14 protein-coding genes, 1 pseudogene and 1 riboswitch are annotated in these 14,472 nt (G+C 61.8%); of the genes and pseudogenes, 7 read left to right on the top strand and 8 right to left on the bottom strand.

Annotated elements, in window-relative coordinates:
• Positions 1-32: 32 nt before the first annotated feature.
• Together ABNU55_RS08895 and ABNU55_RS08890 are read right to left on the bottom strand one after the other, a co-directional pair.
• Positions 33-935 carry an ABC transporter permease subunit gene (locus ABNU55_RS08895; protein ID WP_290754078.1) on the bottom strand — a complete coding sequence of 301 codons (903 nt, stop codon included), beginning with the start codon at positions 933-935 and terminating at the stop codon, positions 33-35.
• Positions 935-1,906 carry an ABC transporter permease subunit gene (locus tag ABNU55_RS08890; RefSeq protein ID WP_290754075.1) on the bottom strand — a complete coding sequence of 324 codons (972 nt, stop codon included), beginning with the start codon at positions 1,904-1,906 and terminating at the stop codon, positions 935-937. The genes ABNU55_RS08895 and ABNU55_RS08890 overlap by 1 nt, the downstream gene beginning before the upstream one ends.
• A 122-nt stretch (positions 1,907-2,028) precedes the next feature.
• Here ABNU55_RS08890 and ABNU55_RS08885 point away from each other — a divergent pair, with 122 nt between their 5' ends.
• The 3 genes from ABNU55_RS08885 to ABNU55_RS08875 all read left to right on the top strand — a co-directional run bounded on the left by ABNU55_RS08885 (position 2,029) and on the right by ABNU55_RS08875 (position 4,460).
• Positions 2,029-2,439: a TIGR01244 family sulfur transferase gene (locus ABNU55_RS08885; protein ID WP_290754073.1), complete on the top strand. Its 411-nt coding sequence runs from the start codon at positions 2,029-2,031 to the stop codon at positions 2,437-2,439.
• 131 nt (positions 2,440-2,570) lie between these two features.
• A complete protein-coding gene (locus ABNU55_RS08880) occupies positions 2,571-3,506 on the top strand; it encodes a hypothetical protein (protein ID WP_290754071.1) in 936 nt (311 codons plus the stop codon).
• Between the two features lie 42 nt (positions 3,507-3,548).
• Complete coding sequence (locus ABNU55_RS08875; RefSeq protein WP_290754069.1) at positions 3,549-4,460, top strand: MBL fold metallo-hydrolase; 912 nt, start codon at positions 3,549-3,551, stop codon at positions 4,458-4,460.
• 79 nt (positions 4,461-4,539) lie between these two features.
• Here the strand turns inward: ABNU55_RS08875 and ABNU55_RS08870 are convergent, their stop codons facing one another.
• From ABNU55_RS08870 to ABNU55_RS08855, 4 genes are all read right to left on the bottom strand, one after another.
• Positions 4,540-5,235, bottom strand: a complete 696-nt coding sequence (locus ABNU55_RS08870; RefSeq protein ID WP_290754067.1) for a DJ-1/PfpI family protein — start codon at positions 5,233-5,235, stop codon at positions 4,540-4,542.
• Between the two features lie 23 nt (positions 5,236-5,258).
• Positions 5,259-5,341: riboswitch (ZMP/ZTP riboswitch) on the bottom strand.
• Between the two features lie 68 nt (positions 5,342-5,409).
• Positions 5,410-6,306, bottom strand: coding sequence for a DUF1499 domain-containing protein (locus tag ABNU55_RS08865; protein WP_290754065.1), 897 nt, complete (start codon positions 6,304-6,306; stop codon positions 5,410-5,412).
• A gap of 93 nt (positions 6,307-6,399) precedes the next feature.
• On the bottom strand, positions 6,400-7,179 hold the full coding sequence (locus ABNU55_RS08860; protein ID WP_290754063.1) for an SDR family oxidoreductase: 780 nt from the start codon (positions 7,177-7,179) through the stop codon (positions 6,400-6,402).
• A 4-nt stretch (positions 7,180-7,183) separates the two neighbouring features.
• Positions 7,184-8,806, bottom strand: coding sequence for a long-chain-fatty-acid--CoA ligase (locus tag ABNU55_RS08855; RefSeq protein ID WP_290754061.1), 1,623 nt, complete (start codon positions 8,804-8,806; stop codon positions 7,184-7,186).
• Between the two features lie 96 nt (positions 8,807-8,902).
• On the opposite strand from ABNU55_RS08855, the gene ABNU55_RS08850 reads away from it, so the two are divergent.
• The 3 genes and pseudogenes from ABNU55_RS08850 to ABNU55_RS08840 all read left to right on the top strand — a co-directional run bounded on the left by ABNU55_RS08850 (position 8,903) and on the right by ABNU55_RS08840 (position 11,819).
• Entirely contained in the window at positions 8,903-9,883 is a 981-nt protein-coding gene (locus tag ABNU55_RS08850) for a glycerophosphodiester phosphodiesterase family protein (RefSeq protein ID WP_290754059.1), read from the top strand.
• 365 nt (positions 9,884-10,248) lie between these two features.
• Complete coding sequence (locus tag ABNU55_RS08845) at positions 10,249-11,121, top strand: fatty acid desaturase (protein WP_290754056.1); 873 nt, start codon at positions 10,249-10,251, stop codon at positions 11,119-11,121.
• Between the two features lie 230 nt (positions 11,122-11,351).
• Positions 11,352-11,819: pseudogene (locus ABNU55_RS08840) on the top strand (glyoxalase superfamily protein).
• A gap of 28 nt (positions 11,820-11,847) precedes the next feature.
• Here the strand turns inward: ABNU55_RS08840 and pdxH are convergent.
• Both pdxH and ABNU55_RS08830 read right to left on the bottom strand, forming a co-directional pair.
• The gene (pdxH, locus tag ABNU55_RS08835; protein WP_290754053.1) at positions 11,848-12,510 is read right to left on the bottom strand and encodes a pyridoxamine 5'-phosphate oxidase; all 663 of its coding nucleotides are present in this window, start codon (positions 12,508-12,510) and stop codon (positions 11,848-11,850) included.
• 23 nt (positions 12,511-12,533) lie between these two features.
• Positions 12,534-13,292, bottom strand: coding sequence for an SDR family oxidoreductase (locus ABNU55_RS08830; protein WP_290754050.1), 759 nt, complete (start codon positions 13,290-13,292; stop codon positions 12,534-12,536).
• A gap of 181 nt (positions 13,293-13,473) precedes the next feature.
• On the opposite strand from ABNU55_RS08830, the gene ABNU55_RS08825 reads away from it, so the two are divergent.
• On the top strand, positions 13,474-14,457 hold the full coding sequence (locus ABNU55_RS08825) for a malate dehydrogenase (RefSeq protein WP_290754048.1): 984 nt from the start codon (positions 13,474-13,476) through the stop codon (positions 14,455-14,457).
• The last annotated feature ends 15 nt before the right edge of the window (positions 14,458-14,472 follow it).

Genomic DNA, 14,472 nt, shown 5'->3' with positions numbered 1-14,472 from the left:
CGTGAAAAGCTGCGTTGGAGATGACGCAGCGTCTACCGCTCTTTCGGGTCGAGCGCGTCGCGCAGTCCGTCGCCGATGAAGTTGAGACAGAGCAGCGTCACCGCCATCAGGATGGCCGGTGCCATGAGCAGCCAGGGCTTGTCCTGCATCTCCTTCGCGCCATTGGAAATCAGCACGCCGAGCGAGGTCAGCGGCTCATTCACGCCAAGGCCGAGGAAGGAGAGAAAGCTCTCGGCCATGATGACGACAGGGATGGTCAGCGTGACATAGACCGCCACCGGGCCGACGACATTGGGCAGGATGTGGCGGCGGATGATGGCCGGGCCGGAGACGCCGGCGGCGCGCGCCGCCTCAATGAATTCCTTGCCCTTGATGGCGAGCGTCTGGCCCCTAACGATCCGGCTCATCGTCAGCCATTCCACAGCGCCGATGGCAGCGAAGATGAGAATGATATTGCGGCCGAATACGGTCAGCAGCAGGATCACGAAGAAGATGAAGGGCATGGCGTAGAGCACGTCCACGAAGCGCATCATGAGATTGTCGGTCCGCCCGCCAACATAGCCTGCGATCGCGCCCCAGGTGACCCCGATCACGAGCGAGACGAGGGTCGCGACCATGCCGACCGCCAGCGAGATGCGAAGACCGAGGAGATTGCGCGCGACAAGGTCCCTGCCCTGCTCATCGGTGCCGAGCAGGTGCCAGTTCTCCAACGTCGGGGCGAGCTCGGTCTGGGTAGAGATCTGGCTGTAATCGTGCACCCAGAGGAAGGGGCCGAAGACGGCGAGAAAGATCATCAGGCCGAGCACCCACATGGAGATGACGGCCGCCTTGTTGTTGAACAGCCGCCGGCGCGCATCGTCCCAAAGGGAGCGTCCGCCCGCGAGCGCCTTTTCCACCGGGTCCTTGCGGCCTGTCATGTCCAGCGTATCGACCATCAGTCGTATTTCACTTTCGGGTCCAGGAGGGCGTAGAGGATGTCGGCGATCAGGTTGAAGATCACGATCAGCGTTGCGTAGATGATGAGCGCGCCCATGACGAGCGTATAGTCGCGGTTGATCGCGCCATCGACGAAATAGGAGCCCATGCCCGGCAGGCCGAAGATGCGCTCAATCACAAGAGAGCCGGTCATCACGCGGGCCATGGCGGGGCCTGCATAGGAAACCAGCGGCAGCACGGCAGACGGCAGGACATGGCGGCGGATAACGGTCCGCTCCGGAAGGCCCTTGGCGCGCGCGGTGCGCACATGCGGCGAGCGCATCGTCTCGATCGTGGAGGCGCGCATCAGGCGCGAAATGATGGCGATCTGCGGCAGGGCGAGCGTCAGGACCGGCAGCGTCATATTATGGACGCTCATTCCGATATTCGGATACTCGCCAAGTCCGCCGACCGCGAACCAGCCCGCGCCAAGCGCAAAGGCAAGGATGAGGAGCGGGCCGGTCACAAAGGTCGGGATGGAAATGCCTGCCATGGCAAATCCCATGACGGTATAGTCGCCCGCCGTATTCTGGCGAAGGCCGGCGAAGACGCCCATGGCCGTGCCGATGGTGAGCGCGACCAGCATGGCAAGCGAGCCGATGGCGAGGCTGACCGGCAGGCCGTCGGCGATAAGATCGTTCACGCTCTTGCCGAGCGTCTTCATCGAGGGGCCGAAATCGCCCTGAAGCACGCCGAGAAGATAGTCGGTGAACTGTTTCCAGAGCGGCTGGTCGAGACCGAACTTGGCGGCGATGGCGGCTTCTGTGGCGGCATTCAGCTTGCGCTCGCCGTCAAAAGGGCCGCCTGGGGCCAGCCGCATCATGAAAAAGGCGACCGCAATAATGACCAGCAGGGTCGGAATCGCGAAGAGCAGCCGCCGGATCACATAGGCCCACGGAATGCGGGAAAGGCTTCGCTGCAGCGCTGACACGTTCAGGAAATCTCTTCGTCGATCCAATAGAAGCGTAAGGCGAGGCTTGGAACTTCGCCGGAGGCTACTTAGGTTCACGCCAGACGAATGCTTGTCAACGCCACATGACACCGAGGTAACAGATGGTAGATATCCGAACCGTGACAGATCATTTCTCTGTCGCGCCGCAGATTTCAGAGGACGATGTCGATGCCATCGCCGAAGCGGGCTTCAAAACAATCATCGCAAACCGTCCCGACGGCGAAGGCGGGGTCGACCAGCCGCGTATGGGCTCTATCCGCACCCGTGCCGAGGAGAAGGGGCTGACTTTTGTCGCCCTGCCCTTCTCTGGCGCACCGACGCCAGAAATCATTGAACGGATGAATTCGATTCTGGCTGAGGCCCCCTCCCCGGCACTGGCATATTGCCGCACCGGCACCCGCTCCATCACGGCATGGGCCCTCACACATGGCGGCCAGGGCCAGTCGGACGAGATCATCGAGGCCGCCGCAGGCGCAGGATACGACCTCTCCGGCCTGAAACCCCTGCTCTGATCCAGGCCAGGCTGTCAGCAGTAAAGATTTGCTCAAGCAACATCAGCGCTTTATGAGTTGCAGAGGGATGTAAGGCGTGCGATTTCCGCGCCCCGAACAGAGGGTCGGCGGTCGAACGCAGGTGATAAAGAATGTCCAGAAACTGGCTGGCAGATTTCAAATATGAAGACGGCGCCTGGCTCGTAAAGAAAACGGGCCACCGGGTGCCTGCCAACAGGCAGCTGGCCAATGATATTCTCACCTGGCTGACCTTCTATACAATGGCCCAGTCCTGGCGTACCTGGCGACGGATTACCGGCCACAAGCGCCCGACCATCGCCTTTCATCCAGACAAGCCGCGCCCATGGTACTTTATCTGGCCGGTCATGCATGCCTCTGGCGCCAAGCTTATCTCTGATGTGTCGCAGGCCGACATCGTCTTCCAGTTCGACGATTCGACCCATACGCATGCGCGCACGCCGAAAACCAAGCCCGGCGCGCGTCTGGTCAATTTCGGCTGTACCGACATCTCAAAGACCTGCGTGGCAGAAAGCTTTGGCCGGGCGGCCGGTTATAACCTGAAGGTCGATCCGACCATCTATACCGGCCCGATGGTGGAAAAGTCGGAAAAGAATGCCTGCCATGACGGGCGCATCATCGAAGGCCCGATGGAGCCGATCGAAGGCAAGACCTATCAGCGTCTTGTCGACAATGAGATTGAGGGCGGTCTGGTCGAGGATCTGCGATGCTGCATCGTTGGCGGCGTACCGACCGTGGTGTTCCGCAAACGCCGGCCCATTGCCCGCCGCTTCCTCAATGAGAATGCGGATGTGATTCTGGATGAGCCCCGCAAATGCTATTCTGCCGAAGAAATAGCAGTGATTAGCGCTTTTGCCGCAGAGATAGGACTGGAATGGGGCGGGGTAGATATCTTACGTGACCGTCAATCCGGTCGTATCTACATTGTGGATGCGAACAAGACAGACATGGGGCCGCCCGTGGCGTTGAATCTGGGTGACAAGCTGAAGGCGACCCGCCGCATGGCGCGCGCTTTTGTCACCGCGTTTGCGCCCAAGCGCTCCGCCTAGATATCGTCCAGGTCCGAATACGCTAGTTACAGGGGGTTCGCGTTGGGAATTCCATTCGTCAAAGAAATCGACTTCGAATACGGCAAGGTCGAGCAGGTCTCGCCGCTGATCCGTCGTGTGATTGCCAATAATCCGGGCCCCTTCACCTATGTCGGGACCGGGGTCTATATTATCGGCCATGGCAAGGTCGCGGTCATCGATCCGGGCCCTGACCAGTCCGAGCATTTCGACGCGCTGAAGGCCATCCTGAAGGATGAGACCATCACCCATGTCCTGGTAACGCATGGCCATTCGGACCATTCCCCGCTTGCCCAGCCGCTGGCCGACTGGGCCGGCTGCAAGACCTATGCGAAGAATTGCGGCGTCCCCACCGCCAAGGGCGAGCTTGGCTCGGCCGACGATCTCGGTTTCCAGCCGGATGTGAAGATCGGTGATGGCGATGTGATCTCCGGTCCCGGCTGGACGCTCGACGTGATCGAGACGCCCGGCCACACCAGCAACCATCTATGCTTTGGCCTGCGCGAGGAAAATGCCTGCCTCTCCGGCGACCATATCATGGGCTGGTCGACGACGATTGTCGCGCCGCCCGACGGCAATATGGCCGACTATATGCGTTCGCTCGACAAGATTGAGGAACGCAATTTCGACATTCTCTGGCCGACCCATGGCTCGCCTGTGCGCGAGGATGTGAACGGCTTTATCGGCGCCTATCGCCAGCACCGGCTGGACCGCGAAGCCGCCGTCATCAAACATCTGAAGGCAGGCGAGACCAATATCCCGAAAATGGTCGAGACCATGTATGCCGATGTCGACAAGCGCCTGCACCCGGCCGCCGCCATGTCGGTTCTCGGCCATATGCTGAAACTGGTCGAGGAAGGCCGGGTCGAGACGGCCGACCAGAAGCCGACCGTGAGGTCGGAATTCCGCTGGACCGCGCTCCAGTCAGCCGGCTAGACGCCCTAGCCTCTTCATCCTTCGACAGGCTCAGGATGAGGGCGCGTTATTTCTCGCGGTCTTTGGGTTCGCCCCGGCTCTAGAAGCCGAGACCTTTTGCGATCGACTTCACCTTCTCGCGCCGGCCGGGCGCCGCCTGTTCGACCAGCGCCCAGTAGCGCTCAAGCGTCTGCGCATCCGCCTTGTCGGGGGTACCTGAATCGAAGGGTGGCTGGGGGTCGTATTCAATCGAGAGCTGGATGAATTTCGCATGCGCCTGCCCGCGGATTTCAGCCGCCAGGGCAAGACCGAAATCGATACCCGAGGTGACCCCGCCGCCGGTGGCGCGGTTCCTGTCGATCACGAAGCGCTGTTTAACCGGCTCTGCCCCAAAGAAGGCGAGCTGGTCGTGCGAGGCCCAGTGCGTGGTCGCGCGGTAGCCTTTGAGCAGTCCTGCCGCGCCCAGTACGAGCGCGCCGGTGCACACGCTCGTCACCCAGTCCGCCGATTGACCGATCCTTTTGACCCAGTCGAGCGCCCGCTTGTCCTCAATGACATCCATCACGCCGAAGCCGCCGGGGACGCAGAGAATATCGGCCTGGGTGACCTCATCGAAAGTTCTGGTGGGAAGCAGCGGAAAACCGGAATCGGTCGGCACGGGATCTGTCGACGCCCAGACAAGGTCGACACTGGTATTGCCGAGGCGCGAGAGCACCTGCGCGGGGCCTGTTAGGTCCAGCTGGGTGACATTCGGAAAGACAAGAAAGGCGACGGAAAGCGGGGAGTGGTCAGGCATGGGCAGCCTCCTTTGAGAGGTGAGGGTCATGCCCAGGCGCACGGCTTTGTCCAGTGCTGCGCTCCCCAGTGGTGACCCACCTCAAGCGCCAGTCACGCAGCCCTTATCGTGTAGCCGAAAATCGTCGCGGGGTCGACAGTCTTCCCGGGCCATCGCGCGGCTGGAACGCCGCGCCTATGGCTCTCGCCGGCCATCAGCCCGTGCTTCCAGTTCGTCCATGAAGCTCGACACACGGCGGGCATTCATGCCGAGATCGGAGAGCCCGACACGGCTGATGGAGCGCATGTCGACACGGGTTGCCCCTTCCACCGCGCGGATGCGCACGGCGACATCATCCTTGAAGCCAAACCAGGTCGAGGTTTCGGTCGCTTCCATCATGGTGCGCTCGACGTCCTGTCCCGTTTCGGGGCGCGAGAAGATGTCCCAGCCGCGATTTTCGGCGATTTCGAGCACATAGGTCGCGATCTCGCCCGGCGACTGATCGAAATAGAGCGGCTCGATCGGGCGGTCATAGGCGGGCGGCACCGTCTCACCATCGATTGTGCGTTCACCCTCTGCCTCTTCCTGAACCTCGGCAACACGGCGCCCACCCATGCCGGGCCAGCGGCTGTCTGCGGAGTCTGCAATGGTGGGATCATCCTCAACCGGATTGGTCGCGCCATCGCTGCGGCGCTGTGCAATGAGGGACTCCGACAGGGTGATCGGTTCGGACCAGTCGGTCTGAATATCGTGGATGGGCGGCAGGGACCCGGCCTGCGCACCAAACCCTGCAAGGCGGAATAGAACCATTGAAGAGACGAGAAGCGCCGCCAGAGCCAGGATGACCGGCTGAACACGCGGCGCCTTCACGAAGCCAAGGACCAGGGCGATCACAGAGAGCGCTACAGCAAAAAAGCTAAGCCACTTGCCCCACACCGCAGTCATGGTCCCGAGACCGAACTGCCAGCCCCAGAGCCCGTATTTTGAGCCCAGCGCGGCGACCGCGAACCAGACGATAACGAAGATCGAGACGGCGAGCGCGCCGGCGGCGAGCTTCTTCCTGAACCCTGATTTCTTCTCTGCTGCACTCATTCCGGCCTCCCCGACTGGACATTATGTGTTGATGCGAGCCATAGCCGGGACAGCGGCTTTGGCAAGGCCTTGCCCGACGCAAGCTCCGTGCCGTCAGCTCTGTCTTGTCTGGCCCCCATCGACCGGCACGATGGCCCCGGTCATGAAGCTCGCCCGCTCACTGAGCAGGAAAGCCGCCGCGGACCCGATCTCTTCAGGCGTTCCAAAGCGCTGCAAGGGCACTTCGCGCTTGATCCATTTCTGCCAGACCGCGCCGCGCTCACCCTCGACCCGCTCCTGCCAGGCGCCGCCCGGAAAGATGATATTACCGGGGGCGATGGCGTTGATGCGAACCCCGGATGGGCCGGTAATGCGCGCGAGCTCCTGCACGAGATGGTTCATCGCGGCCTTGGCAGTGCCATAGGTCAGCGGGGAGCCCATCGCGGCCATCCCCGCAATCGACGAGATCATCAGCAAGGCCCCTTCGCCGCGCGGCTCCATCTTGCGAAGACAGGTGCGTGCGAGCCTGAAGGCGCTGTCGAGATTCTGCTGCATGCCGCCGGTCCAGGTGTCATCATCGACATCGAAGCCCGGCGGACAGGGATGAAGGCCAACATTGGCGACAGCACCCCAGAGCGGACCGAACTCGCTTTCGATGGCATCGACCATCTCTTCCAGCGTCTTCGTTTCGCGAAGGTCGCCAGCCCGTGCCCATAACCTGTCCTCGCCATATTGAGCGGCGAGGCGGGCGCGTTCTTCTTCCAGCTTGCCGGCGCCGCGTGCCGCAATGGCAACGCGGGCGCCTTCTTCCAGAAGCGTCTCGACAATCCCGAGGCCGATACCGCGGCTAGCGCCTGCGACAAAGACCACCCTGTCTTTCAGCTGAAGGTCCATCGGATCAGGCCGTCGGCAGCTTGTAGTCCTTGAACATCTCGCGCAGCTTCAGCTTGTTGATCTTACCGGTCGCGCCAAGCGGAATTTCGTCCACGAACTGGACATCGTCCGGCGTCCACCATTTCGCGATCTTGCCTTCCAGCTGCTTCAGCACGTCTTCCTTGCTGGGCGTCTCGCCGTCCGCCGGCTGAACGATGAGGAGCGGGCGCTCATCCCATTTTGGGTGATAGATGCCGATGGCGGCGGCATTGGCGACCTTTGGATGGCCAACAGCGAAATTCTCGATGTCGATGGAGCTGATCCATTCGCCGCCGGACTTGATGACGTCCTTGGCACGGTCGGTAATCTGCATGGTCGAATGTTCGTCCAGCGTGGCGACGTCCCCTGTATCGAACCAGCCATCCGCATCGACGGCAGGCTCGTCCGCCTTGAAATAGAATTGCGAAATGGCAGGCCCGCGGCACATCAGACGGCCGGAGGTTTCCCCGTCGCGCGGGAGTTCATTGCCTTCATCGTCAACGATCTTGAGCTCCACGCCGAAAGGCGGCCGGCCCTGCTTCAGCTTGAAGGCGATCTGTTCCTCGTGCGGCGCATCGATAAGCGCGGCCGGCAGCGCGCCGAGCGTGCCCATCGGCGAAAGCTCGGTCATGCCCCAGGCATGGAAGACCTCGACATCATAGTTTTCCTCGAAGGCACGCAGGATACGCTCCGGCACGGCGGACCCGCCGATGACGACCTTGCGCAGGTGCGGCAGCTTCAGATTATTCTCTTCAAGATAGGTCAGGAGCAGGAGCCAGACCGTCGGCACAGCCGCCGTGATCGTCACTTTCTCCTTGTCCAGAAGCTCATAGATCGCCTTACCGGACATGTCGGCGCCCGGCATGACGAGCTTTGCGCCGGTTGCCGGACAGGCAAAGGCAAGGCCCCAGGCATTGGCGTGGAACATCGGCACCACCGGAAGGACCACATCGGCCGCCCCCATGCCAAGCGTATCGACGCCCATGGTGATGTAGGTGTGCAGCACATTGGAGCGGTGCGAATAGAGCACGCCCTTCGGGTTACCCGTGGTACCGGACGTGTAGCAGAGGCCGCAGGCCGTCTGCTCATCGAAGTCGCCCCAGACGACATCGGTCGACTGGTCCTTGATCCAGTCCTCAAAGGAGATCGCGCCGAGCGAATTGTCCGGCACATTCTCAGGTGAGGTCAGAACGATGAATTTCTCGATTGTCTTGAGCTGGCTCTTGGCCGCCTCGACGATGGGCAGAAAGGTCGTATCGACAAGCAGGATGCGGTCTTCGGCATGGTTGGCAATCCAGGCGACCTGGTCGGGATGCAGGCGCGGATTGATCGTGTGAAGGACAGCGCCGATCCCCATCGTGCCATACCAGGCTTCCATATGGCGGGCCGTGTTCCAGGCGAGGGTCGCGACCCGGTCGCCGAGCTTGATGCCGTCGGCCTTCAGCGCGGAAGAGACCTGTTTGGCGCGGGTGTGCAGGGTCCGGTAATTGGTGCGCGTGATATTGCCTTCGACTTCGCGGGTGACGATTTCACGGTCGCCATGATTGTGGGCGGCATGGTCGAGCACCTTGTCGACGGTCAGCTGCCAGTTTTGCATCAAGCCCTGCATATTCTCTCCTCCAGGATTTTTTCACGGGTTTCCGTTGCGTTCGGTTTCTTCTATGTCCCGGTTTCTTCAACAGCAAGCGATGGCGAACGAGGTCCCATGTCCAAACTGCATCTTCTGGCGGGCGCCTGCCTCATGGGCGCGGTTCTGGCCGGCTGCGGACAGTCGCCTGCCGCACCTGCAGACACGGCCGGGTCATCGACCCCCGCGGCGCAGGAAACAGCTGATCAGACCGGCAGCGCCCCTGGCCTGCCTGACGTGATGGATTGCGTGCGCGAGGAAGGCGGGGTGCTGATTGCCGCCCATCGCGGCGGCCCGGCCCCCGGCTATCCCGAGAATGCGGTCGAGACGCTGCAATATGCCTATGATGCGGGCGCCCCAGTCATGGAGATCGATGTCGCCGAAAGCCGCGACGGGGTGCTCTTCCTGATGCATGACCGCTCCCTGACGCGCACGACAAGCGGTGAAGGCCCTGTGGCTGATGCCGACTGGGCCGACATTTCGAAGCTGCGGCTGGTCGATAATGAGGGCCGGGTCACACAGTTTCACCCGCCGCAGCTATCCGACGCGCTGGACTGGGCAGTGGAAACGGGCGCCATCCTCGAGCTCGACCGCAAGGAAACGACGAGCTTTCGCAATATCGTAGAGGCCGTGCGCGCCGCCGGTGCGGAAAACAATGTCATCATGATCACCTATAATGATGAGGAAGCCTGGCAGGTCGCAGAGCTTGCGCCCGACCTCATGATGACGGCAGGTGTGGGCAACCGCGCCCATGAAGCAAAACTGCTTGAAGGCGGCGTCGACCCGGAGAAACTGATCGCCTGGACCGGCACAAATGAGCCGAGCCCCGGCAAGTGGCGCGGGCTTGCCAGCAAGGGCATCGAGAGCGCGTTTGGCACGCTCGGGCGCCCTGGCGAGCGTCTCGACGACCAGTACTGGGCGGATGGCGACCCCTCAGAATATGAATCCCTGGTAGAGAGCGGGCTCGTTCTGCTTGCAACCGATGAACCCTATCGACTGCTTGGCGAGGAGGGCCTGACCAAAGCCCCCCTCTCGGCTGCGCGCGGCTGTATTTATTGAAGCCATTGCGAATATCGGCCGGAAAAGCGGCCAAAAGGCTTCAATATTTTATTCTTGGAAAGACAATCTTCACCTTTTGGCGGCATTTAATCCTCAGTAGAGAAGCCGGCGGAGAGCATTCAGGCTCCTGAGCTGGCATATTGGGACGAAGGGCTGGGGGGCCGCGCAATGCGAATTGCGACGCTGCGACATATTTTCAGGTTTGGGCCGCTGATCTGGGCGGCTGGTTTCCTGACCCCTCTGCTTTCACAGACTTTTCAGGCGCTGGATGTTCCGATGCCTATTGGCATGCCGCCACTTCTGGCCGGCTTTGCCATTGCAATGACACTCGGCATCTGCGCCCAGATCAGGGGACGCTGGATCTGATGGCAAATCGCGACCTGTCACAACTGACACCCAAGGAGCTAGCCCGCGTCGAACGCGAGATTGCGCGGCGCCATATCGGCAAGTTTCCATGGCTCGCCACGATAGCCGGTCTTTCGATCTTTGCCGGATGGCTGGCGCTCTGGCCGCTGGTCTTTCTAGACGTAATCCCGCTCTGGACCGGTCTTGTCGCGGCAACACTCCTGGCGATTCTCGGTTATCTGCCCTCGCATGAAGCCCAGCATGACATCATTGCCCGGCCGGGCTCGCGCCTCAGATGGCTGAATGAGCTTGTCGGGCATCTCGCCATCGTGCCACTCGCCTTGCCGTATCGGCTGGCACGCACGACCCATACGCAGCACCATCTGCACACCAATGACCCGAAGCTCGACCCGGACTACAGCTCACGCGCGGACGGCCCGCTCCAGGCCATCTGGCAGGCGATCCAGAACACCCAGCCCCGCTCACGCGGCGGCTTCAATGCCTATGCCCGAACGCTGAAACGCCTTGGCCGGATGGACATATTGATGGAAGCGATCATCTATCGCACCGTCTGGTTCACCATCATGTTCACGCTGGCCTGGAATGGGTATGCGCTCGAGGCCGCCGCGCTCTGGTGGCTGCCGCACCATGTCGGTTACATCTATATCCAGTATTATCTGAGCTGGGCGCCGCACCATCCGGCGAATGAAACCTCCCGCTACCGCCACACGCGCAGCTTCCGCGCCGCGCTTGGCAATATCGGCTCGCTCGGCATGCAGTATCACATCGTGCATCACCTGCACCCGCGCATCCCTTTCTTGCGCACGCCGGAGGCCTATTGGGAAATGCGGCCCGTCCTGGAAGCGCAAGGCGCGCGGGTCGAGGACCTCTAGTCTTCGCTCGCCTCTCCGGGCGGCAGCCATCGCAGATCCATTGACGTTTTCGCCGGCCGGGCGTATGAGCCCGCCCCATGGTGAGAGACGCCTGCCGTTCGCCGGGCCTGAATGTCCGATGGTGAAGATCTCCGGGGCCGTGAGGCCCTGCATGTCACGCTAGCTGTCCTTTCCATGAAAGACCGGCCAAGCGGCAAGGCGAACGCCCGCCCCAGACAGCCGGTCGGTACATGCGAAAGACGACACCCATGTCACACACGATCATGACGAGAGCGCAGGCCAAGGCCCGTGCGCGAGAGATCCGGGCCGAAGCGGCCCGCCGGGGCCAGAGTATCAGCCACGCAAAGGCACTGGAGACGGTTGCCCATGAGCTTGGCTATCGCGACTGGAACACAGCCTCCGCGCGGCTTTAAAACCAGCCGGAAATTCCGCTCCAGGTCGGCGAGCGCGTCTCCGGCCGCTATCTGAAACAGCCCTTTGAGGGCCGCGTCCATGGCGTGCGCGAGCTTGCCGGCGGGATGGGCTACGAGGTCACGCTCCACTTTGATGAACCCGTGGATGTGGTTGAATTCGATAGCTTTTCGGGCCTCCGCCAGCGCGTGAAAGCGATGATATCCGAAGAGGGTATTTCCTGGGACAAGACAAGCGACGGGGTGCCCCACCTCATTGTCCAGCGCGAAAGCGCCGGACTTATCTGAAGCCGGGCGCGCCGGGCAGCCCTCCCCCTCAGGGGTAAAGCCGCCCGGCGGTCCAGACGCCGTTCTTCATCGTGAATTTCAGTCGGTCATGCATGCGGAAGGCCTGATCCTGCCAGAACTCGATACTTTCCGGCACGACCCGGTAGCCGCCCCAGTGCTCGGGGCGCGGAATATCGTCCCGGCCTTGATATTCTTCCTGCAGCGTGTCGATCCGTTCTGCGAAGACATCGCGTGAGGGCAGCGGGCGAGACTGGTCGGACGCGATGGCGCTGATCCGGCTCGCCCTGGCGCGGGAGGCGAAATAGGCGTCGGCCTCCGTCTCCGGCACAGAGACGATGGCGCCCCGCACCCGGACCTGACGGCGAAGCGACTTCCAGTGGAAACCAAGTGCAGCGTAGGGATTGTCCTTGAGCTGGACCCCCTTGGCGCTCTCGAAATTGGTGTAGAAGGTAAAGCCTTCCTCGCCCACCGATTTCAGAAGCACGACACGCACATCCGGCCGGCCATGCGTATCGACCGTGGCCAGCGACATGGCGTTCGCGTCATTGGGCTCCTTCTCGCGCGCTGCCGCCATCCAGTCGCTGAACAGCGCCAGAGGGTCTGAGCTGTTCGCGATCAACGGATTGCCTTCGCTATCGCGTTTATAGTCGGCCTCTGTCGGGGTCGGCGGGATGACGTGACTGTCGCTCATAGGAGCCTCTCCTGTCTTCTGGTTCAGGCCAGGATGCCGCCATCTACGCGCAGCACCTGTCCGGTAATATAATCAGCCTTGTCGGAGGCAAGGAATGCGACAGCATCGGCAATGTTCTGCGCGCTGCCCCAGCGCCCCTCCAGCGGAATGACCTTGGCAATGCCTGCCATCGTCTTCTCACGGTCGACAGCCCCGCTTTCGAACGCTGTCGTCCACATGCCGTCGTCGATGACACCCGGCGCCACGGCATTCACGCGCACGCCGGCGCGGCCAAGGTCGATCGACATGTTGCGGGTCATGGAATTTACCGCGCCCTTTGAGGCCGAATAGGCGATCTGGCCGACACTGCCCGTGCTGGCGGACACAGAGGAAATGTTCACGACATTGCCCTTGCGCGATTTGAGGCTGTCGGTCAGCGCATCGGTCAGCAGGATGAGATTCCTGACATTGACGTTCAGCGTCATGTCCAGATTGTCCTCGGTCACGCGACCGGCCGGTTCGTGGACGCTGACGCCAGCATTGTTGACGAGGATGTCGACAGGGCCGAGCTGTTCGACGATCGCTTCTGCCGTCGGTTTCCAGCCATCGGACGAGCGAAGATCGGCATGGATCACCACAGACTCGCCCGGCAGCTCCTTGGCCAGCTCCTCCAGCGCCTCGACGCTGCGCGCGACGAGCGCCACGCGCGCCCCGCCTTCGGAAAGTGTCTTCGCGATCGCCTTGCCGATTCCGCGGCTCGCTCCGGTGACAACGGCATTCTTGCCTGAAAAGTCATAGCTCATTTTCTATCCTCCCGGTCTTGTCTGTTCATGAGCGTATTGCCATTGGCCCGCTTGGCAAATCTCTAACATGGGGGTGCGCGCTTTACGCGCGCCCAGGGTGTGAGGTGCTTGCCCTTGGCCCGCAAATTCGCCATTGATGCGGCCAACAAGACAGAACGCAATTGCTGGAAGGAAGCCTCCCATGAAAAAGCCCGTCAAAGTTGCCGTTACAGGTGCCGCTGGCCAGATCGGTTATGCCCTGCTTTTCCGTATCGCCGCTGGCGACATGCTCGGCCCGGACCAGCCGGTCGACCTGCACCTGCTTGAGATCACCCCAGCCCTCGGCGCGCTTGAAGGCGTCGTGATGGAGCTGAATGACTGCGCCTTCCCGCTGCTCAACAATATCGTCCAGACAGATGACCCGAACGTCGCCTTCAAGGATTGCGACTTCGCCCTTCTGGTCGGCGCCATGCCGCGTAAGCAGGGTATGGAGCGCAAGGACCTTCTGGAAGCCAATGGGTCGATCTTCGGCCCGCAGGGCAAGGCGATCAACGACCATGCCAAACGCGATGTGAAAGTCCTCGTCGTCGGCAACCCGGCCAACACCAATGCACTGATCGCCCAGCAGGCCGCGCCGGACCTCGACCCGAACTGCTTCACCGCCATGGTCCGTCTCGACCATAACCGTGCGATGAGCCAGCTGGCCGAGAAGACCGGCGCGCACAATACCGACATCAAGAAGATGATCATCTGGGGCAACCACTCCTCGACCCAGTATCCGGACCTCCACCACGCCACGGTGAAGGGCGAGGCAGCCATGTCGAAGGTCGATCAGGACTGGTATGAAGGCACCTTCATTCCGGACGTGCAGCAGCGCGGCGCCGCCATCATCAAGGCGCGCGGTGCCTCCTCCGCCGCGTCGGCCGCCTCGGCTGCCATCGACCATATGCGCAGCTGGGCGCTGGGCACGGCGGATGGCGACTGGGTCTCCATGGGTATTCCGGCTGATGGCTCCTATAACATTGAGCCGGGCGTGATCTATGGCTATCCCTGCACCTGCAAGGACGGCAAATATGAGATCGTTCAGGGCCTTGAGATCAGTGAATTCTCACGCGCCCGCATGGATGCGACCGACAAGGAACTGCGCGAAGAGCGCGAGGCTGTGAAAGGTCTGCTGGGCTCTTAAGGCCCACGCAGTCAC

The organism is uncultured Henriciella sp., from assembly GCF_964005855.1.
GTDB lineage: Bacteria > Pseudomonadota > Alphaproteobacteria > Caulobacterales > Hyphomonadaceae > Henriciella.
This window is presented reverse-complemented; position numbering and strand designations above follow the sequence as displayed.

Bases quoted from the DNA above. Each gene is read 5' to 3' on its own strand.
- ABNU55_RS08895 (WP_290754078.1), bottom strand. From the start codon at position 935: ATGGTCGATACGCTGGACATGACAGGCCGCAAGGACCCGGTGGAAAAG.
- ABNU55_RS08885 (WP_290754073.1), top strand. From the start codon at position 2,029: ATGGTAGATATCCGAACCGTGACAGATCATTTCTCTGTCGCGCCGCAG.
- ABNU55_RS08880 (WP_290754071.1), top strand. From the start codon at position 2,571: ATGTCCAGAAACTGGCTGGCAGATTTCAAATATGAAGACGGCGCCTGG.
- ABNU55_RS08870 (WP_290754067.1), bottom strand. From the start codon at position 5,235: ATGCCTGACCACTCCCCGCTTTCCGTCGCCTTTCTTGTCTTTCCGAAT.
- ABNU55_RS08865 (WP_290754065.1), bottom strand. From the start codon at position 6,306: ATGAGTGCAGCAGAGAAGAAATCAGGGTTCAGGAAGAAGCTCGCCGCC.
- ABNU55_RS08860 (WP_290754063.1), bottom strand. From the start codon at position 7,179: ATGGACCTTCAGCTGAAAGACAGGGTGGTCTTTGTCGCAGGCGCTAGC.
- ABNU55_RS08855 (WP_290754061.1), bottom strand. From the start codon at position 8,806: ATGCAGGGCTTGATGCAAAACTGGCAGCTGACCGTCGACAAGGTGCTC.
- ABNU55_RS08850 (WP_290754059.1), top strand. From the start codon at position 8,903: ATGTCCAAACTGCATCTTCTGGCGGGCGCCTGCCTCATGGGCGCGGTT.
- ABNU55_RS08845 (WP_290754056.1), top strand. From the start codon at position 10,249: ATGGCAAATCGCGACCTGTCACAACTGACACCCAAGGAGCTAGCCCGC.
- pdxH (WP_290754053.1), bottom strand. From the start codon at position 12,510: ATGAGCGACAGTCACGTCATCCCGCCGACCCCGACAGAGGCCGACTAT.
- ABNU55_RS08830 (WP_290754050.1), bottom strand. From the start codon at position 13,292: ATGAGCTATGACTTTTCAGGCAAGAATGCCGTTGTCACCGGAGCGAGC.
- ABNU55_RS08825 (WP_290754048.1), top strand. From the start codon at position 13,474: ATGAAAAAGCCCGTCAAAGTTGCCGTTACAGGTGCCGCTGGCCAGATC.